Annotated in this window: 21 protein-coding genes, 1 tRNA gene and 1 pseudogene; 19 read left to right on the top strand and 4 right to left on the bottom strand. The window is 56.5% G+C overall.

From position 1 onward, the window contains the following. The first annotated feature begins 58 nt into the window (after positions 1 to 58). From NZM04_06520 to NZM04_06490, 7 genes are read left to right on the top strand one after another with little or no spacing between them, the layout of a single operon-like run. Entirely contained in the window at positions 59 to 1,174 is a 1,116-nt protein-coding gene (locus NZM04_06520; protein MCS7063681.1) for a glycosyltransferase family 9 protein, read from the top strand. Next, on the top strand, positions 1,175 to 1,756 hold the full coding sequence (gene msrB / locus NZM04_06515; protein ID MCS7063680.1) for a peptide-methionine (R)-S-oxide reductase MsrB: 582 nt from the start codon (positions 1,175 to 1,177) through the stop codon (positions 1,754 to 1,756). Between the two features lie 5 nt (positions 1,757 to 1,761). Further along, on the top strand, positions 1,762 to 2,799 hold the full coding sequence (gene recF / locus NZM04_06510) for a DNA replication and repair protein RecF (GenBank protein MCS7063679.1): 1,038 nt from the start codon (positions 1,762 to 1,764) through the stop codon (positions 2,797 to 2,799). 2 nt (positions 2,800 to 2,801) lie between these two features. Then, on the top strand, positions 2,802 to 3,752 hold the full coding sequence (locus NZM04_06505; protein ID MCS7063678.1) for a carbon-nitrogen hydrolase: 951 nt from the start codon (positions 2,802 to 2,804) through the stop codon (positions 3,750 to 3,752). A 29-nt stretch (positions 3,753 to 3,781) separates the two neighbouring features. Next, positions 3,782 to 5,029, top strand: coding sequence for an agmatine deiminase family protein (locus tag NZM04_06500; protein MCS7063677.1), 1,248 nt, complete (start codon positions 3,782 to 3,784; stop codon positions 5,027 to 5,029). Continuing rightward, the gene (locus NZM04_06495; GenBank protein MCS7063676.1) at positions 5,026 to 6,027 is read left to right on the top strand and encodes an NAD-dependent epimerase/dehydratase family protein; all 1,002 of its coding nucleotides are present in this window, start codon (positions 5,026 to 5,028) and stop codon (positions 6,025 to 6,027) included. Before NZM04_06500 ends, NZM04_06495 begins: the two co-directional genes overlap by 4 nt. 26 nt (positions 6,028 to 6,053) lie before the next feature. Then, a complete protein-coding gene (locus NZM04_06490; protein ID MCS7063675.1) occupies positions 6,054 to 7,001 on the top strand; it encodes a glycosyltransferase in 948 nt (315 codons plus the stop codon). A 41-nt stretch (positions 7,002 to 7,042) separates the two neighbouring features. On the opposite strand, the gene purB is transcribed toward NZM04_06490, so the two are convergent. After that, complete coding sequence (gene purB / locus NZM04_06485) at positions 7,043 to 8,350, bottom strand: adenylosuccinate lyase (protein MCS7063674.1); 1,308 nt, start codon at positions 8,348 to 8,350, stop codon at positions 7,043 to 7,045. 81 nt (positions 8,351 to 8,431) lie between these two features. On the opposite strand from purB, the gene NZM04_06480 reads away from it, so the two are divergent. Both NZM04_06480 and NZM04_06475 read left to right on the top strand, forming a co-directional pair. Then, a complete protein-coding gene (locus NZM04_06480) occupies positions 8,432 to 8,824 on the top strand; it encodes a hypothetical protein (protein MCS7063673.1) in 393 nt (130 codons plus the stop codon). Between the two features lie 96 nt (positions 8,825 to 8,920). After that, positions 8,921 to 9,073, top strand: a complete 153-nt coding sequence (locus NZM04_06475; protein ID MCS7063672.1) for a hypothetical protein — start codon at positions 8,921 to 8,923, stop codon at positions 9,071 to 9,073. Between the two features lie 187 nt (positions 9,074 to 9,260). On the opposite strand, the gene NZM04_06470 is transcribed toward NZM04_06475, so the two are convergent. Then, positions 9,261 to 9,560 (bottom strand): hypothetical protein, encoded by a 300-nt coding sequence (locus NZM04_06470; protein ID MCS7063671.1) that lies wholly within the window; start codon positions 9,558 to 9,560, stop codon positions 9,261 to 9,263. A gap of 47 nt (positions 9,561 to 9,607) precedes the next feature. Here NZM04_06470 and NZM04_06465 point away from each other — a divergent pair. The 3 genes from NZM04_06465 to NZM04_06455 all read left to right on the top strand — a co-directional run bounded on the left by NZM04_06465 (position 9,608) and on the right by NZM04_06455 (position 11,266). Then, positions 9,608 to 9,681: transfer RNA gene (locus NZM04_06465), tRNA-Met, on the top strand. A 23-nt stretch (positions 9,682 to 9,704) separates the two neighbouring features. Further along, on the top strand, positions 9,705 to 10,478 hold the full coding sequence (locus NZM04_06460; GenBank protein MCS7063670.1) for an ABC transporter ATP-binding protein: 774 nt from the start codon (positions 9,705 to 9,707) through the stop codon (positions 10,476 to 10,478). Next, positions 10,475 to 11,266: an ABC transporter permease gene (locus NZM04_06455; GenBank protein MCS7063669.1), complete on the top strand. Its 792-nt coding sequence runs from the start codon at positions 10,475 to 10,477 to the stop codon at positions 11,264 to 11,266. The genes NZM04_06460 and NZM04_06455 overlap by 4 nt, the downstream gene beginning before the upstream one ends. 75 nt (positions 11,267 to 11,341) lie before the next feature. On the opposite strand, the gene NZM04_06450 is transcribed toward NZM04_06455, so the two are convergent. Then, entirely contained in the window at positions 11,342 to 11,653 is a 312-nt protein-coding gene (locus NZM04_06450) for a Rieske 2Fe-2S domain-containing protein (GenBank protein MCS7063668.1), read from the bottom strand. Between the two features lie 58 nt (positions 11,654 to 11,711). Between NZM04_06450 and NZM04_06445 the strand changes: the two genes are divergently transcribed. The 7 genes and pseudogenes from NZM04_06445 to NZM04_06415 all read left to right on the top strand — a co-directional run bounded on the left by NZM04_06445 (position 11,712) and on the right by NZM04_06415 (position 17,356). Continuing rightward, the gene (locus NZM04_06445; GenBank protein ID MCS7063667.1) at positions 11,712 to 11,939 is read left to right on the top strand and encodes a hypothetical protein; all 228 of its coding nucleotides are present in this window, start codon (positions 11,712 to 11,714) and stop codon (positions 11,937 to 11,939) included. Between the two features lie 13 nt (positions 11,940 to 11,952). Then, the gene (locus NZM04_06440) at positions 11,953 to 12,747 is read left to right on the top strand and encodes a Cof-type HAD-IIB family hydrolase (protein MCS7063666.1); all 795 of its coding nucleotides are present in this window, start codon (positions 11,953 to 11,955) and stop codon (positions 12,745 to 12,747) included. Between the two features lie 6 nt (positions 12,748 to 12,753). Continuing rightward, positions 12,754 to 13,404: a hypothetical protein gene (locus NZM04_06435; protein ID MCS7063665.1), complete on the top strand. Its 651-nt coding sequence runs from the start codon at positions 12,754 to 12,756 to the stop codon at positions 13,402 to 13,404. Positions 13,405 to 13,407: 3 nt separating this feature from the next. Beyond that, positions 13,408 to 14,682 carry a glycosyltransferase gene (locus NZM04_06430; protein MCS7063664.1) on the top strand — a complete coding sequence of 425 codons (1,275 nt, stop codon included), beginning with the start codon at positions 13,408 to 13,410 and terminating at the stop codon, positions 14,680 to 14,682. Between the two features lie 257 nt (positions 14,683 to 14,939). Continuing rightward, the gene (dnaN, locus tag NZM04_06425) at positions 14,940 to 16,040 is read left to right on the top strand and encodes a DNA polymerase III subunit beta (GenBank protein MCS7063663.1); all 1,101 of its coding nucleotides are present in this window, start codon (positions 14,940 to 14,942) and stop codon (positions 16,038 to 16,040) included. Positions 16,041 to 16,060: 20 nt separating this feature from the next. Further along, positions 16,061 to 16,453 (top strand): annotated as a pseudogene (locus NZM04_06420) (response regulator). Positions 16,454 to 16,474: 21 nt separating this feature from the next. Next, positions 16,475 to 17,356, top strand: a complete 882-nt coding sequence (locus tag NZM04_06415; GenBank protein MCS7063662.1) for a HAMP domain-containing histidine kinase — start codon at positions 16,475 to 16,477, stop codon at positions 17,354 to 17,356. A gap of 33 nt (positions 17,357 to 17,389) precedes the next feature. Here the strand turns inward: NZM04_06415 and NZM04_06410 are convergent, their stop codons facing one another. Next, the gene (locus NZM04_06410) at positions 17,390 to 17,722 is read right to left on the bottom strand and encodes a multidrug efflux SMR transporter (protein ID MCS7063661.1); all 333 of its coding nucleotides are present in this window, start codon (positions 17,720 to 17,722) and stop codon (positions 17,390 to 17,392) included. Position 17,723: the final 1 nt, after the last annotated feature.

Here is a 17,723-nt window from a genome sequence, read left to right as displayed (position 1 = left end):
CTATCCACATTCCTTGCGTTGCCACACACGCCTGTTTTGTTTTAATTTATTCATCAAAATGAAACTGGAGCAGTCCTCTCGCGTCGTCATTTGCCGTCCCGACCGCATTGGAGATGTCATCATCAGCACCTCTTGCCTGCCTATTCTCAAAAAGCGCTTTCCCGACACTAAATTCTACTTCATGGCTCGCGAGCCCCTACGCATCCTCCTTCAAAATCATCCATGCCTAGCCGGTTTTATTTCTATCCCCCCCCAGGCAGAAGAATTCTCATGGAAAGACGTCGCCATGATTTCAATGAGCCTGCGCCAGATCCGCCCTACATCGATTATTCACCTCCACCCCCACCCCTCTTGCTACCTAGCTGCATGGCAACAACGCATCGGCCTCCGCGTCGGTTACTCAAGACTAGGATGGTCATGGACCCTCAATCGTTCACACCCCGATACCCGCGATCAAGGATTGAAACACGAAGCCCTATACAACTTCGACCTCCTACAAGAACTCGGCGTCGAACCCAAAGGACCTATCCGCCCCTCCATCGTCCTAGATGTCCGCTACAAAGACTCACTCGCAGAAAAAATGCCGCAACTCTTCGAAACCATGAATTACGCAGTCATCAACCCCACCGCTTTCTCCCCCACATTAAGATGGCCTGCAGAATATTTCGCTGAACTCTCCAAACGCATCTACAAAAATTACGGCTTCGACATCGTCCTCATCGGCGATCGCGCTCGCGATCCCTCCATCGTCAAAATTAAACGCATGCTCCACGCTTGGAACATCCCCTTCATCAACTTAGCCGGCAAAACCCACCTAGGCGAACTCGCCTGGCTCCTCCGCTACGCAAAGGTCTTCGTCTCCCGAAACACCGGCCCAAGCCATCTCGCAGCTGCCGTAAACTGCCCTGCAGTCGATATCTTCGGTCGCTCCTCACCGACTTATGGCCCTATACGCTGGCGACCTCTCAGTCCCCGTTCAGTCATCATCATGCGCACCCCACGCCGCAAAAAATGGGAAACCACAGAGGAATATTGGATCCGCTCCTATCGCGCAATCTCCGTAGAACAAATCGAAGAAGCCGTCAAAGACGCCCTTCGCGATACCCCTCTCTTGCCCTCCCCTTCCACACCGATCACACTCTCCCCTTCCTCCCTGGCTACAAACATCTCCTAAATGACCTTCGCCTCCCTTCACTTTGCGCTTATCTTTCTTCTCAACCTCAATCTTCAACAACCCAACATGTCCTCCCCACCCAACCCCGCATCCTCGCCCCTCCCAAACTCTCCCCCCCTAGTCCTAATCCGAGAAATCTCACCAGACGGCACCCTCACGCCCCCACAACTTCTCCCCAAACTCATCCTACCAGACTCCGAGTGGAAACAAAAACTCTCTCCCGAAGCCTACCGCATCCTCCGCGCCCAAGGCACAGAGCGTCCTTTCTGCGGCCACCTCCTCCACAACAAAGCTACCGGCATCTACTGCTGTGCAGGGTGTCATCTCCCACTCTTCCATTCCCACTCCAAATTCGAATCCCACACCGGTTGGCCAAGCTTCTTCGCTCCCATCGCCAAAGAAAACATCACCGAGCGGCTCGACACCTCCCACGGTATGATCCGCACCGAGATCCTCTGCACACGCTGCGATGGCCACCTCGGCCATGTCTTCCCCGATGGTCCCCCTCCTACTGGCCTCCGATACTGCCTAAATTCCGCCGCTCTTCACTTCATACCCCTCCCCGCCTCCAATCCGCATTAACTCATATGCGGAATCTCCACCTCTCCTTCTTTCGATCGTGGAAATCCCTTTCCCTCGATCTCTCCCCCCAACGCCTCTTCATCACAGGCCCAAACGGCATCGGAAAAACCTCCATCCTCGAAGCCCTCTACCTCATCAGCCGCCTCTCCTCCTTCCGCACCCGCCTCTGGCACGAAATCGCTCACCACGGCTCCCATCATTGGCAAGTAGACTCCGACGTCGGATCAATCGCATGGCACGAACACACCAAATCATACTTCCTCCCCCACAAAATCCCATGCAAACCCCACGAACTCTACGGCCGCACCGCCGCCGTCTATATCAGTCGCTCCGATACCCTCACCCTCCTCACTAGCAGCGAAAATCGCCGCGCTTGGTTGGATAGCCTCATCGCCATGCACGACACCTCCTACATCACCCTTCTCCGACGCTGGCGAAAAATCCTCGCCCAACGCAACGCCTGGCTCCGATCCCCCTCCCCCCAAGCAGCAGTCGGCCAAGCAATCGAATCACTCTACATCGAGATCGGATGGCAGATCACCCAATCTCGTTCACAACTCGTCGAAAAACTCAACCCCACACTCCAAACCCTCGCCCACACCCTCTCCCCATCGACCGCAAACTTCACCTTCGATTTCCTGCCAAGCTTCACATCCCGCCCCTCATCCCTCAGCGCCTCACTACAAGAAGAACGCTCCCTAGGCTATTCCCTCATCGGTCCACACCGCGACGACTGGCGCATCCTGATTAACAAACGCCCCCTCCAAAAATACGCCTCCGAAGGCCAAATCCAAATCGCCATCCTTGCCCTCAAACTCACCGAAGCCCATCACCTCAACACCAGCCGCTCCGCCTCACCCTGGCTCCTACTCGACGACATCCTCGCCCCCCTCGACACTTACCACCGCTCCGCCTTTATCCAAGCAATTCCCCAGCACGCCCCCCTTATCTACGTCTCCCCATCTCCCCCCGACACCACAATCAAAAAATCCTTCGCAAGCGTGATCGACTTAGAAAACGTCCCCCACTCTCCATCCGCCTAACGTTGCCCACCGCACCTTTTTCTGCCAATGTCCCTCCCATGACTCACCCCGACCCCCCCTCACCACACACCTCCGTCACCCTCGGCCTGATTCAAACCCACGCCTTCCCCGACCCCGATCAAAACCTCGACCACCACACCCACCTCATCCGCCAAGCCGCCTCAAAAGGCGCCCAGATCATCGCCACCCAAGAACTCTTCCGCACCCACTACTTCTGCCAAGAAGAAGACCACACCAACTTCTCCCTCGCCGAACCCATCCCCGACGGCCCCACCACCCGCACACTCTCCCAACTCGCCAAACAACTCCACATCGTCATCATCGCCTCCCTCTTCGAACGCCGCGCACCCGGCCTCTACCACAACACCGCCATCATCCTCGACGCCGACGGCTCCTACCTCGGATCCTACCGCAAAATGCACATCCCCGACGACCCTCGCTACTACGAAAAATTTTACTTCACACCAGGCGACCTCGGCTACCGCGCTTGGCGCACCGCCTACGCCACCATCGGTGTCCTCATCTGTTGGGATCAATGGTATCCCGAAGCCGCCCGCCTCACCGCCCTCCAAGGTGCACAAATTCTCTTCTACCCCACAGCCATCGGATGGCATCCTGACGAAAAAGCCACCTGCGGCGCCGCTCAACTCCAAGCCTGGCAGACCATCCAGCGCAGCCACGCCATCGCCAACGGCTGCTACCTCGCCGCCATCAACCGCCTCGGCCACGAAACTCCTTACGGCCCCCCAGGCATCGAATTCTGGGGACACAGCTTCATCGCCGACCCCATGGGCCAAATCATCGCCGAAGCCCCATCCGATCAAGAAACCATTCTCATAGCATCCCTCGATCTCTCCCTCATCGACACCACCCGCACCCATTGGCCCTTCCTCCGCGATCGCCGCATCGACTCCTACGCCGACCTCCAACGCCGTTACCTGGATAACCCCTAGCCTCACCCCTTCCTCGCACTCATCCTACCATGTCTCCCTCCCCTCGTTCCCTCGGCTTCTCCATGCCCGCTGAATGGACGCTCCACGGTGCCACATTCCTAACCTGGCCCCGCGAAGATGGCATTAGTTTCCCCGGAAGGTTTGAACCCATTCCTGAAATATGGGCTCGCCTCACTCGCCTCCTCGCTCACCACGAAGCCGTCCACATCCACTTCTTCTCCCCTACGCACCGCGAACAAATCCTCCAAGCCCTTCGAGAGTTCACCGAGATCGTTCCGCTTGTCTCCTCCTTCGAGAATTGGCCTGATGCCGCTGAAGGCCGCGTGATTTGTGCTCCTCGCTGCGAAACCGACCGCCTCATCCCCCTACTCGGTGAAAACGCCTCCCACATCGGCCACACCATCTCGGTCCTCGAAGCCGCACAAATTCCAGGCACCGTCTGGCTACACCCCTTCCCATCCTATGAACCTTGGTGTCGCGACCACGGACCAATCTTCCTCACACACCCAGACGGCCGCGCCGCCATCGTAGATTGGGACTACAACGCCTGGGGCGGCAAATACCCCCCATACGATCTCGACGACATCATCCCCTCCCGAGTCGCACAATTCCTCGGCCTCCCCCTCTTCACCCCAGGAATCATCATGGAAGGCGGCGCACTCGACACCGACGGCGAAGGCACCCTCCTCACCACAAAAAGTTGCCTCCTCAATCCCAACCGCAACCCCACCCTCTCCCCCCATCAAATCGAAACCTACCTCCGCGACTACCTCGGCATCCAAAAAGTCCTCTGGCTCGGCGAAGGCATCGAAGGCGACGACACCGACGGCCACGTCGACGACCTCACCCGTTTCGTCGCCCCAGGCCACGTCGTCACCGCCATCGAAGAAAATCCCCACGACCCCAACTACCTCCCCCTCACCAACAACTACACCCTCCTCCAAACCCTCTCCGACGCCCGCGGTCGCCCCCTTCGCATCACCACCCTACCTATGCCAAAACCGCGCTACATCGACGACCAGCGCCTTCCCGCATCCTATGCCAACTTTTACATCGCCAACCGCCAAGTCATCGTCCCCATCTTCCGCGACCCCGCCGACGACATCGCCTGCTCCATCCTCGCACAATGCTTCCCCGATCGCACCATTGTCCCCTTCGACGCCACCGACCTCATCTGGGGCCTCGGCGCCATCCACTGCATCACCCAACAAATGCCCCGAATTAAAATTGACACCCCCACAACCCCACACTACTTAGGTTCACCCCTCCCTCTATGAGCAAACCCTTCGTTCTCGTCACCGGCGCCGGCGGCTTCATCGGTGGCCACCTCGTCAAACACCTCCTCTCCCAAGGCTACCGCGTCCGCGCCGTAGATAAAAAACCCCAATGGCAATGGTATCAACGCTTCGACCAAGCCGAAAACCTCACCCTCAACCTCGAAGAAAAAGACGCCTGCATCCAAGCCGTCAACGGCTGCGACTGGATTTACAACCTCGCCGCTGACATGGGAGGCATGGGTTTCATCGAACTCAACAAAGCCCTCTGCATGCTCAACGTCCTCATCAACACCCACCTCCTCCTCGCCGCCAAACAATGCGGCGCCCAGCGCTTCTTCTTCGCCTCATCCGCCTGCGTCTACGCCGGCTACAAACAACGCGACCCCAACAACCCCGGCCTCAAAGAAGAAGACGCCTACCCCGCCGACCCCGAAGACGGCTACGGCTGGGAAAAACTCTTCTCCGAAAGAATGTGTCGCCACTTCAGAGAAGATTTCGGACTCGAAACCCGCGTCGCCCGCTACCACAATGTCTACGGCCCCCACGGCACCTTCGACGGCGGCCGCGAAAAAGCCCCCGCTGCCATCTGCCGCAAAGTCATCTCCGCTGTCCTCAACAAAAAATACGAAATCGAAATCTGGGGCGACGGCCAACAAACCCGCAGCTTCCAATACATCGACGACTGCATCAAAGGCACCACCATGATCATGGAAAGCCAAATCACAGACCCCATCAACCTCGGCAGCGCTGAAATGGTCACCATCAACCAACTCGTTGACATCGCCGAAGAAATCGCCGGCGTCAAACTCAAGCGCCACTACAAACTCGACGCCCCCCTCGGCGTCCGCGGCCGATCCAGCGACAACACCCTCATCAAACGCCTCCTCAACTGGGAACCCTCCATCCCCCTCCGCGTCGGCCTCGAAAAAACCTACCGCTGGATCTACGACCAAATGATCCGCCAAGACCCCAAGTATTGCATCGTAAACCGATACTAAAATGTGATCCTCTCCTCCCACAAAATATGAAGTTTTCCGTGATCACCCCGAGCTATCGCCAGCTCGACTGGCTCGCCCTCTGCATCGCCTCCGTCGCCGATCAAGTCCAAGGCACAAACCCTCCTATCTCCGTCGAACACATCATCCAAGATGCCGGCACCCCCGAGATCCAGCCATTCGCCCAAAAATTCAACGCCACCCTCTACGTCAACCAACAAAAAATCCTCGACCCCTCTTCAAACAATCCCTTCTACCAACTCTCCATCTACTCAGAGCAGGACCACGGCATGTATGATGCCATCAACCGTGGCATTGCCAAAGCCACTGGCGACATCCTCTGCTACCTCAACTGCGACGAACAGTTTCTCCCCTCCGCACTCACCACCATCGCTGCTTACTTTCAACGTCACCCCTCCACTGAAATCCTCTGCGCCGGCGTCCTCGTCGTCGATAAAAACGGTCACCTCATCTCCAACCGCCCAGGCCTCAAGCCTTGGCTCTGCCACGTCTATGCCGATCACCTCCCCATCTTCACCGCCGCTCTCTTCTACAAACGTCACGTCGTCGAAAAACCCTGGAAACGCTTCGACACCCGCTACAAAGACCTCGCCGACGCCGCTTGGGTCATCGAACGTCTCCGCGACGGCTCCTCCTTCCACGCCATCCGCGACTACATCTCCACCTTCACTGACACCGGAGATAATATGAACCTCAAACCCAACGCCCGCGCCGAAGCCTACTACCTCCACAAAAAACTCGCTCCCCTCTGGACGCGCCTCTTGCGTCTTCCCATCGTCCTCCTTCACCGTATCCGCAAATTCCTTCGCGGCGACTACCTCAAGCAAAATCTCTCCTACGCCATCTACACTCTAGCCAGTCCCACCCAACGCATTCCCTTCACTCACCCCTCACAACCCATCTGGTGGGACCGCCTCCACATCACCTCCCAAAAACCCGCCGTTCCACAGGCCTGACCCTCCCCCTGTCTTCCCGCCGCTCTTTTTCTCCAGCATCCCTACGGGCTCACCAGTCCAAGCTCTTCAAACTTCTCCCTCACCCACCTCACATGCCGCTCGAGCCCACACGCCGCGGCTATCTCCTCATCGCTCAACTTCTCCCGCAAAAGCGGCACCTCCCGCACATGCTCCACAAAAGGCCGCTCCCTCTCATCCCGCCAACACGCCATCGCCGCCGCCTGCACCGCCTCATACGCTTCCCGTCGCCCCACACCCTTCCGCGTCAACTCCAACAACAACCCCTGCGAACCATACAGCCCACGCATCTGCTCCAAATTCTGCCGCATCCGCTCCGGATACACCAACTGCCGCTCCACAAGCTCTCTGAGCAAATTCAGCATATAATCCAGCGCCACCGCCGCATCCGGAAAAATCACCCGCTCCGCGCTCGAATGCGAAATATCCCGCTCATGCCACAACGCCACATTCTCCAGCGCCGTCACCGCATACCCTCTCACCACTCGCGCCAACCCACACAGCCGCTCCCCCACAATCGGATTCCGTTTATGCGGCATCGCACTCGACCCTTTCTGTCCCTCCGCAAAATACTCCTCCACCTCCAGCACCTCTGTCCGCTGCAAATGCCGAAACTCCACCGCCCACCGCTCCACACTCGTCGCCACAAGCGCCCACACCTGCATCAACGCCGCATGCCGATCCCGCGGCACCACCTGCGTCGAAAGCCGCTCCGCCCTCAACCCCAACCGCTCACACACCCGCCGCTCCAACTCCGGCGCCCCATGCGCATACGTCCCCATCGCCCCAGAAATCTTCCCCACCGCCACCTCCTCCCGCCCCGCTCGCAATCGCCGCGCCGCCCGCCGAAACTCCTCCACCATCCCCGCCAACTTATACCCATACGTGATCGGCTCCCCATGCACCCCATGCGTCCGCCCCATCATCGGCGTCAACATATACTCCACCGCGCGTCGCCGCACCGCCTCGATCACCCCCTCCACATCTGCCAAAAGCAGATCACACGCCCGACACAACTGCACCGCAAACGCCGTATCCAACACATCCGACGACGTCAACCCCTGATGAATCCACCGCCCAGCCGGCCCCACCTGCGCCGCCACCTCCTCCAAAAACGCCAACACATCGTGCTGCGTCCGCGCCTCGTTCCCGCGCACCGCCTCCACATCATACCTCGCCCGCTCCCGAATCACCCGCGCATCCTCCACCGGGATCCAACCCAGCTCCGCCATCACCTCACACGCCGTCACCTCCACCTCCAGCCACAAATCCAACTTCGTCCGCTCCTCCCAAATCGCCGTCATCTCCGGCCGCGCATAACGTGCTATCATCCCCTCATCCTACCCCACCGCGACCCGCCTCACAAGCCGTCTCTACCTTGACACGCTCCGTTCCGCATTTATCTTAACCTTATGCGGCCGTCATCCCTCTCCACGCTCATCGCCTCGTTGGCTTTCACAAGCCTGACGGCCGCCTCAGTGCTTACGCCCATCACAAGCTTTGCCTCGCTCCCGCTTGCCCACCAACCTTCCTCCTGTGCTTGTTGCGAAAACACCCCACCTGCCTCCTCCTGCTGTGCTCCATCTCCGTCTCAAGACGCATCTCCCGCAGCCTGTTCCCACGCGCCCTTCACTCCCTGCCACGCCACCTGTCTCTGCTCACCCCTCTCCCCCTATCCCTACACCCTTTCACTTCCGACCTCTCTCTTGCCCTGCCCCGCCCTCACCCAATCCTTTCATCTCCTCGACGAGACGGCCCTCTCCCGCACAGAGCGCCCTCTCCTCCCTCCGCCTCGCCTCATCTGATCGGCCTCGAAAGTCGGCACCCCAATCATGCCTGAATAAACCCAGGCCAATCCTTGGGGCTCGTCTATTAAACCCTTCACAAACGGAGGTTCACTTATGAAAACATTCATCCTTATTGCTCTTGCAGCCTTCCTCACCATCGGCTGTGCCACCACAGCCGAGAAGACAAGCGACCGCTGCAAAAAATGTTGCGGCGACAACTGCGAAGCCTGCTGCAAAGGCAAATGCGAAGATTGCTGCGGTAAATAACCACGCAACACCACGGCAACTCGGGAGGCAAAAAACCGCAGCTCTCCCGAGTTGCCCCACTCTCGGCCTTTTCCCTGCTCTCCTTCATCCCTGGCGTCGCAAGGCCTCTCCGGCGCCGCTTTAAAACCTTACCTTTCCGCCACACCGCTGCAGGACATCAGGATATAAGAGCATCAGGATAACCCCCTTATAGGAGCATCAGGATAACCCCATACAGCCAGCCTTCTGTCTCCGAGTTGCCTCCTCCAGATCCTCTCAGAATCAGAAGGCTGGCTGTTAACTGTTCATAGTTGACCCACCCTGTGCCCGTGCTGCCTTTCAAACCCAGTGGCCAAAAAGGAGGGCAGGTTTCCTCAGCCGCCTTTTTAGTTCGCGTTGCATCGAAATGTTTAGCTTGAAAACTTCTCGGGCCGTGTGTTTTACAAATGCGGTTTCCCGGCGGGCACGAGATGCTCTGCAGGAGGCCGTAGCGAAGGGGGTTGCTCAAAAAATTCTTGCTCTTTGAGTCGGGCGGTGCATATTACCAGCCAACATTGCGGGGTGGAGCAGCCCGGTAGCTCGTCAGGCTCATAACCTGAAGGTCGCAGGTTCAAATCCTGCCTCCGCATCCCCTATTGAATTCCTGTTTTTTATGTCGGCATCATTCCTCGAGGATTGCGTGCTCGAGGTAAGCGGGGTGACGAAGGTTTTCAAAAAAAAGAAGGCGCTCGATGGTGTTTCCTTTTCAATCTCACGTGGCGAGATTTTAGGGCTTTTGGGGCCGAACGGCGCAGGGAAGACGACGTTGATTTCGATCTTGCTGGGGTTGACGTTGCCGACGTCGGGAACGGTGCAAATTTTTGGGTTGCCGCTGGAGCGGCATCGGGTGGCGATCTTGCGGCGTTGCAACTTTTCTTCGGCCTACGTTTCGCTGCCGACGAATCTGACGGTGGTGGAGAATTTGCGGATTTTTGCGACGTTGTATGGTGTGAAGAATAAGGAGGCGACGATTGCGTCGCTTTTGGAGACGCTTGAAATCTCGCATCTGCGGACGCAGATCACGGGACGGCTTTCGGCTGGCGAATCGACGCGGGTGAATTTGGCTAAGGCGTTGCTCAATAATCCGGAGATTCTTTTTTTGGATGAGCCGTCGGCGAGCTTGGATCCGGATATGGCGGACAAAGTGCGGACGTTGTTGCGGCGCATCCACGCGGAGCGCGGGATGACGATGCTCTACACGTCGCACAATATGCGGGATGTGGAGGTGATGTGTGATCGGGTGATTTTCCTAAGTCGCGGCCGTGTGATAGCGGAGGGCACGCCGCAGGAGATCACGAGGCGGTTCAACGCTTCGTGTTTAGAAAATGTCTTTATCCGCATCGCGCGGGATGGGCAGCTTGAGGAAGTGGAGGCAAGGGGATCATGAATGGGGTGACGATTTACGGGATTGTGTTGCGGTATCTGTATATCTATCGGCGGAGCGTGCCGCGGTTGATCGAGATGTTGTTTTGGCCGACGATGGATTTGCTGGTGTGGGGGTTTTTGACGGTGTATATGACGCAGTTGAGCGGCTCGCCGAAGATTACGTTTCTCATCGGGGCAATGATTTTTTGGGACATCTTGTATCGCTCGGCGCAGGGGGTTTCGATATCGTTTCTCGAGGACATCTGGGCGCGGAATACGCTAAATGTCTTTGTGGCGCCGGTGCGGATTTCGGAGTTTATCGTGGCGACGTATGTGGTGGGATTTTTGAAGACGTCATTTATTGTGCTGATATTGAGCGGATTGGCGGTGGCGATTTATGATTTTCATTTGACGCGGCTGGGGTTGGCGTTGATTCCGTTGTTTGCGAATTTGATGGTGATGGGATGGGCGATAGGGATGATCACGATGGCTCTGATCATGCGGTATGGGCAAGGTGTGGAAGCGCTGGCGTGGGGGATTCCGTTTCTGATTCAACCTTTCGCTGCAGTGTTTTATCCGCTAGAGGTGCTGCCGCCGTGGATGCAGGCGGTGGGGAGCTGGATGCCGGCGACGCATGCGTTTGAAGGGATGCGGCAGGTGATCGCCGATCCTGGAAGTTTCCCGATGGAGCTTTTCTTGCGAGCGGCGGGGCTCAACGTGTTGTGGCTGGTGGGGGCGGGGGTGTTGACTTGGGTGTTGTATCAATCTGCGCGGCGGGAGGGGCACTTGGCGAAGTTTGGCACGCTGTGAATCGGGCGGCGGTGGCTGGGGCAGAAATGGCCTGCGATAGCTCAGAAATAGGGGAAGGGGAAGAAGGAGCTTTTGTTAGTCCTCGATCTGGATGAAGAATTCGCCTTGTTTTTCGACGATGCGGTATGTCTTGGCAGCGGTAGCGTGTGAGACATTCGTGCAACGGCCATCGGTGAGACGAAATTGCCAGAGATGCCACGGACAGGTGACGCAATCATTTTCGATGGTGCCTTGGTGCAGCGGTCCGTCGCGATGCGGGCAGTGATCGTCGAGCGCGTAGAGGCCGCTACTGGTGCGAAATAAGGCGATGCGGTGACTTTCTGTTTCGATGAGTGTGGCAGCACCCAGAGGAGGAAGTTGGTCTTGGGAGAGGGGAATCATTTTCATAGCGAAAAATTGAATTCGACGTTAACGCCTTTGATCGGCTATGAGAAGAATTGATGCTATGCTGCGTAAAATTTTGTCTCGCTGGTGGGATCCGCTTCAAGATCATTTGCGGGCGCTTCCTCTCTATGTGCCGATTTTCTTTCTCTTAGGGGTGAATATCTTTGCGCTCGGAGTGTTGCTCTACATTTTTCTGCCGATTCCGATGACGTTGCCGCCGTTCCTTTTACCAAGCAGCATCGCGCTAGGCTACGCTATATGGAGACTGACTCGAAAGCGACGCGATTAGGAAGGGAGAGCGAATGAACGCAGTCTATCCTTTATCTCTGATCTGCACGGATTTTGACGGCACACTGGTGGATCAGGATCCGTGGGATCGGCCGCCAGATGGCTTTTTTGAAGCCGTTCGGGAGCTTCGCCGCTCGGGTGGGCAGTGGGTGATCAACACGGGGCGCGATTGGCATAGTCTATGTGTGGAATTGACCGCACGGGAATTTTCCGAGTGGCCAGACTGGGTCGTGCTAGTGGAGCGAGAGATTCATGCTGTGCGAGATCGAGAAATCATCCCTTGGACGGAATGGAATGACCGCTGTGCTGCTGCTCACCGAGAGCTTTTTTCGGCGAAGGCAGCGCTGCTGGATCGCCTGTATGAAGTGCTGCGTCGCTCAGTGCGCGTGTCGTTTCAAATCCATGCTGATCCGGGATCCCCCTTAGCAATTATTGCGGACAACGAAGTGGAAGCTGAACGCACGCATGCTCTGATTAACGAAATCCTCGCGGAGGATCCAGGGATGATGGTCGTGCGGAACTCTGTGTATTTTCGTTTTAGCCACCCCGAATACAATAAAGGGACTTGCCTAAACGCCCTATCGAAGCGTATCGGGGCAATTTCCGAGAAAGTCTTTGCAATAGGCGATCACTGGAACGACCTCCCGATGCTAGAGCGGTCTATCGCGCACAATTTGGCTTGTCCTGCAAACGGAATAGAAGCCGTAAAAAAGCATGTGCGAAAAGAAGGGGGCTACGTTGCCAAGGGAAAAGCTGGAAAAGGTGTCTTAGAGGCGCTTGAGCACTTTGTGAGGAGTAAGCAACCTTAGCAGATCATGGGAAAAATTACGGATTTAGTCCCTCGGGACAGAGCTTTTTATAAGATCCGGATAACCAGCTTTGGGTCGCTCGCACTCTTATGCTATTTCTTTCTGGGATGCGCTGAGCCCGAGCACCCACTATTTCAACGCAGTGCCCGAGAAACCGCCACCATTAAGGATCTCCCATCGGCAGATGTGTTATCAGTGCGTGTGAGCATCGCAAGAGAAGAGGAGACTTGGTCTATCGCACACCGCGCGGCGATGCTTTACTTTAGCCATAGCAAGATGCGAATGTCCTGGCCTGTTTTTCTCGTGTTGCCGGACGAGACTGATCGCGCCGAACACGACTGGTTGTTTCTCCTGCCTGATAAAGGAGGCAAATATCCTGATCCAGACGAGGTCGCAGAGCGTTATTCAGCGCGACTCTTTCAAAACCTCCGTTGGAGCCTGAAGCGCCTGGACGCGCTCGTGGTAGGATGCTATCGCATCAACCAACGCCCAAAGATCAAAACTTTACTTAAAGCTACACAAAAGCTTCTTCAGGAGGGAAAAAAAAGAAGCTGGAAATTTGTAGGACAGCCGCGATACGCCATATTTGCTAATCCACGAATCACTCCCTTTTTTATGCAGGCTTTCGAAGTGCAAATCCCCGTATTGGAGCGTTAATCCATGGCCGCACAGCGTTGGCTTCTGACGTCCTGGGGATCCGCAGGCGATATCCATCCCTTTCTAGCTCTTGCAGAAGGATTGCAGCGCTGCGGTCATTCTATCACCCTAGCTCTGGATCCGATGTGGGAAAACAAAGCAAGGCTCACACACGCTGCCTTCTGTCCTTTGATTCAGCACAGCCAGCAAGCGCTACTTAGTAGCCTACACGATGCCTTCTCCACGCGACATATCGGCCTCAGTGCATTAAAAACCTTACTTTCAAAAGGCATCGCACCTATCTTCAAAGAAGCATATCAAACACTCTGCAAACTTATCCCACAACACGATGGCATGATCGCGCACCATTTCTCATTCAGCGCACAAGCAGCTGCAGACCGCCACAAAAGTCCTATTTTTACTATCACGCTCGCGCCCGGTATTACCCCAGGCCACGGCCAAGGACCCGCTGGCACAAGCTGGATATTTCCCCGTAACCCATGGCTTTTTCCAATCTCTAAGATCGCGTGGATAGTCGGGCGTCAGCTTATGCGAAGAGTCACAGACCCGATTATTAATCACCTCAGGCAAGAAGTCGGGCTTCCCCCAATCAATAACGCATTCTATGCGGGCTTCACACGGCAGGCCCTCCTGCAACTCTACTCCCCTTCGTTTGCTCCACCCGCACCAGAATGGCCGCCAGAATGGCATCCTTTGGGCTTTGCGTTTTGGAAAGAGCCGTGGCCTCCCATACAAGACGACCAAGCGCTTACCATGTTTCTAGACAACAACGATCCCCCGTGGCTTATCACCCTTGGCACGACCATTATCGAGCATCCAGGCCTGTTTTTTGAGACGGTGATGTCCGCACTTCGCACGCGGCGCGCCATTTTCCTGGCAGGCCGCCATGCTATGCTCCTGAAGAACAAAAACCTACACTCAGAGGCGCACTTCATAACTGATTACATTCCCTTATATCGAATCCTACCTCACTGCCGTGCAGTCATCCACCACGGTGGCATCGGCACAACGGCCGAAGTCCTGCGCGCAGGAAAACCTTCCATCGTCATCCCCCACGCATTTGACCAACCTCAAAACGCTGCACGTCTCGCCCATCTCGGAGCTGCCCTCACCCTCCCAGCCACCTCGCTCACCGCCGATAGCCTCCTCGCTGCCATCACTCAGATCGAAAATAACCCCCATTTCACGACTGCCGCCCTCAACCTCGCCAAACAAATCAACCAGGAAGAGCCTATCACCGCTATCCACAGCCGCATCCTCAGCTCTAACAAATGTTAACAACTTCGCGAATAACCCCCAACTTCTCCACAATAACACCCCCTCACCCCTCACCACCTCCAGTTCCTCCAACAGCCCACCCCCCACTCTCCCGTCTTATTGATTTTATAACTCACAACCTTTCACTAATCACAACACCTTTTCCCACAAGGAGTTAACCAGAAAAATCGCCCTTATTCACACCATGAATAAGCCGAATAAAAAAGTCTTGTTTTTCTCCCCCCATATCCTAGGATAAAAGCTTTGCCACAGGCCTTATGAAATGCATTCTCAGCAAGGAATCCCTACACCAAGCTCTTCAGACAGTCCTCTTGGCCGCTGATCAAAAAACCACCATGCCTGTTCTCTCGAACACCCTCATACAGGCCAAAGACGGAAAAATCTCACTCACTGCCACAGACCTCGACAACGCTATCAAAATTACCATCGACGGCACCGTCGAAAAACCAGGCGCCACTACTCTGCCTGCACGCCGCCTCTCTACCGTCGTTCGCGAGCTTCCCACCCCTGAGCTAGCTTTCACTGTCGACTCCAAAAACAACGCCACCATAGAATCCGGCCAAGCCACATTCAAAATCCTCGGCCTACCAGAGGAAGAATTTCCGCCATTCCCCACCGTAGAAGGTTCCCGCACCTATACCCTCACCCAAAAAACCTTGCGCGAAATGATCCGCAAAACCTCCTACGCCATGGCCAGCGACGACACCCGCCGCATGCTCATGGGCACCCTCTTCAGCTTTCAGAACGGAAAACTCACCCTCGTCGCCACAGACGGCAAGCGCCTCGCCCTCACCGAGCACGAAATGGAAATCACAAAAAGCCAAGAGCTCGACATCATCGTCCCCTCCAAAGCCATTCGAAACCTCGAAACCATCCTCTCCGACTCCGAAGCCCCACTCACCCTCACCGTCGCCGACGAAAAACAAATCGCTTTCTCCCTAGGCAACACTATCCTCGTCACCAAGCTCGTCGAAGGCAAATACCCCAACTACCGCCAAGTCATCCCCACTGAAGCCAAAGAACGCGTCATCATCGACCGTGAACATTTCCTCAACGCCCTCCGCCGCGTCTCCTGCCTCGCCCCCGACCTCCACACCGCTGTCCGCCTCACCTTCACCAAAAATAAACTCGAACTCAGCACCCACCTCCCCGACGTAGGCGAAGCCAAGGAAACCATCGCCCTCGACTACAAAGGCAAAGACTTCGCCATCGCCTTCAACCCCGTCTATCTCATGGAGCCCGTCCGCAACCTCGACACCGAAACCCTCTTCTTCGACTACACCGACGAACTCAGCCCCGGTGTCATCAAACACTCAAAACCCTTCCTCTACGTCATCATGCCCATACGATCCGCATAACCCCCACCCCCACCCATCCTATGGCCCCCTCCATCACCGACCCCACCATCAAACCCGGAACCACCCTACCCGATGGCTCACGAGCCGTCCGAGGACGCCTCCTCATCGTTGACGACGACGAAGGTCCCCGCAAATCCCTCCGCATCGTCTTCCAAGACGACTACGAAGTATACGTCGCAAGCGCCCCATCCCAAGCCCTCAAAATTGCCCGCCAACACCGTATCGACGTCGCCATCGTCGACATCCGCATGCCAGAAATGTCCGGCATCGAGCTCCTCAACCAACTCAAAAAAATAGACCCCCACATCCAAGTCATCATCCTCACCGCCTACGAAACCACCAAATCCCTCCGCCAATCCATCAACTACGGCGCCTGCGAATACCTCAACAAACCCTTCGACATCCACCGCGTCCGCGACGCCGTCGAAAAAGCAATGGACCGCCGCTACCAAGCACTCCTCTCCAAAGAAAACACCGAGAAAATCACCCAAGTCCAAAACGAACTTGAAGCAAAAGAACTCAGCATCGAACTCTCCCGCATCAAAGACGAAATCTACCCCGGCATCCTCCACGACATCCTCAGCCCCCTTACCACCGTCAAAACCCAAGCCGAACTCCTCCAAGAGCTCATCCAACAACACAAAACCCTCGACACCGAATCCAAAAAACGATTCGCCGAATTCACCTACGACATCATCCGAGAAACCGAACGCGCCTCAGAAATCAGCCGCCGCTACCTCGGCCTCTTCAACCCCACCCAGACCCAACCAACCTCCCTCAACCAAGTCCTCGCCGACATCGAAAACGTCTTCCGCATCCACCCCGCATCTAAAAAACACACCCTCCGCTTCCACCCCACCGAAGACATCCACATCAAAATCAGCCGCACCGACCTCTTCCAAATCCTCTACAACATCATCGAAAACGCCTGCCGCAGCGCTGCAGACCCCGACACCCCACTCACCATCGAAATCAAGCCCGAAATCCTCATGCAACCCATCGACATGAGCCTCTATCTCAACACCCCCACCCAAATCTTCATCAACCGCCTCACCTTCGCCAACCGCGCACCCCTCGTCGCCCTCCACATCAAAGACAACGGCCAAGGCATCCCCCCCAACATCCTCGAACGCATCTTCGAACCCTACTTCTCCACCAAACCCCAAGGCACCGGCACCGGCCTCGGCCTCGCCGTCGTCGAACGACTCCTCCGCGCCGCTGAAGGAGGCGTCTTCGTCCGCACCGAACCAGGCCAAGGCACCACCTTCAGCCTCTTCATCCCCGCAACAGAAATAATCCCCCAACCCCTTTACTAATCTCCCCCCGCACCAGGCCCTCATCCCCCCCCATCACCGATGCGAAAGCTTCACCAACACAATTCCCACCACAATCAACCCTATCCCCAACAACCGCCCCACATCCCGCGACTCCCCTAAAAAACACACCCCCACCAAGGCCGTCCCACACGCCCCAATCCCCACCCACACCGCATAAGCCGTCCCCACCGGCAACCCCCGCATCGCCAACGAAAGGCAATACATACTCGCCGCAATAAAAGCCAACGTAAACAACGAAGGCCACAACCGCGTAAACCCCTGCGTCTGCGGCATCACCACCGCATACACCACCTCACACAACCCCGCCGCCACCACCCACCACCAAGGACTCACACCTTCCAGCATC

The sequence above is a fragment of the Candidatus Methylacidiphilales bacterium genome (assembly GCA_025056655.1).
Lineage (GTDB): Bacteria > Verrucomicrobiota > Verrucomicrobiia > Methylacidiphilales > JANWVL01 > JANWVL01.
Note: the sequence above shows the minus strand (reverse complement) of the source record. Positions and strands in the feature narration are given on the sequence as shown.

Bases quoted from the DNA above. Each gene is read 5' to 3' on its own strand.
- NZM04_06445 (MCS7063667.1), top strand. From the start codon at position 11,712: ATGCTGCGTAAAATTTTGTCTCGCTGGTGGGATCCGCTTCAAGATCAT.
- NZM04_06480 (MCS7063673.1), top strand. From the start codon at position 8,432: ATGCGGCCGTCATCCCTCTCCACGCTCATCGCCTCGTTGGCTTTCACA.
- NZM04_06520 (MCS7063681.1), top strand. From the start codon at position 59: ATGAAACTGGAGCAGTCCTCTCGCGTCGTCATTTGCCGTCCCGACCGC.
- NZM04_06455 (MCS7063669.1), top strand. From the start codon at position 10,475: ATGAATGGGGTGACGATTTACGGGATTGTGTTGCGGTATCTGTATATC.
- NZM04_06450 (MCS7063668.1), bottom strand. From the start codon at position 11,653: ATGAAAATGATTCCCCTCTCCCAAGACCAACTTCCTCCTCTGGGTGCT.
- NZM04_06440 (MCS7063666.1), top strand. From the start codon at position 11,953: ATGAACGCAGTCTATCCTTTATCTCTGATCTGCACGGATTTTGACGGC.
- recF (MCS7063679.1), top strand. From the start codon at position 1,762: ATGCGGAATCTCCACCTCTCCTTCTTTCGATCGTGGAAATCCCTTTCC.
- NZM04_06475 (MCS7063672.1), top strand. From the start codon at position 8,921: ATGAAAACATTCATCCTTATTGCTCTTGCAGCCTTCCTCACCATCGGC.
- NZM04_06495 (MCS7063676.1), top strand. From the start codon at position 5,026: ATGAGCAAACCCTTCGTTCTCGTCACCGGCGCCGGCGGCTTCATCGGT.
- purB (MCS7063674.1), bottom strand. From the start codon at position 8,350: ATGATAGCACGTTATGCGCGGCCGGAGATGACGGCGATTTGGGAGGAG.
- NZM04_06410 (MCS7063661.1), bottom strand. From the start codon at position 17,722: ATGCTGGAAGGTGTGAGTCCTTGGTGGTGGGTGGTGGCGGCGGGGTTG.
- NZM04_06500 (MCS7063677.1), top strand. From the start codon at position 3,782: ATGTCTCCCTCCCCTCGTTCCCTCGGCTTCTCCATGCCCGCTGAATGG.
- NZM04_06435 (MCS7063665.1), top strand. From the start codon at position 12,754: ATGGGAAAAATTACGGATTTAGTCCCTCGGGACAGAGCTTTTTATAAG.
- msrB (MCS7063680.1), top strand. From the start codon at position 1,175: ATGACCTTCGCCTCCCTTCACTTTGCGCTTATCTTTCTTCTCAACCTC.
- NZM04_06430 (MCS7063664.1), top strand. From the start codon at position 13,408: ATGGCCGCACAGCGTTGGCTTCTGACGTCCTGGGGATCCGCAGGCGAT.
- dnaN (MCS7063663.1), top strand. From the start codon at position 14,940: ATGAAATGCATTCTCAGCAAGGAATCCCTACACCAAGCTCTTCAGACA.
- NZM04_06490 (MCS7063675.1), top strand. From the start codon at position 6,054: ATGAAGTTTTCCGTGATCACCCCGAGCTATCGCCAGCTCGACTGGCTC.
- NZM04_06415 (MCS7063662.1), top strand. From the start codon at position 16,475: ATGGACCGCCGCTACCAAGCACTCCTCTCCAAAGAAAACACCGAGAAA.
- NZM04_06460 (MCS7063670.1), top strand. From the start codon at position 9,705: ATGTCGGCATCATTCCTCGAGGATTGCGTGCTCGAGGTAAGCGGGGTG.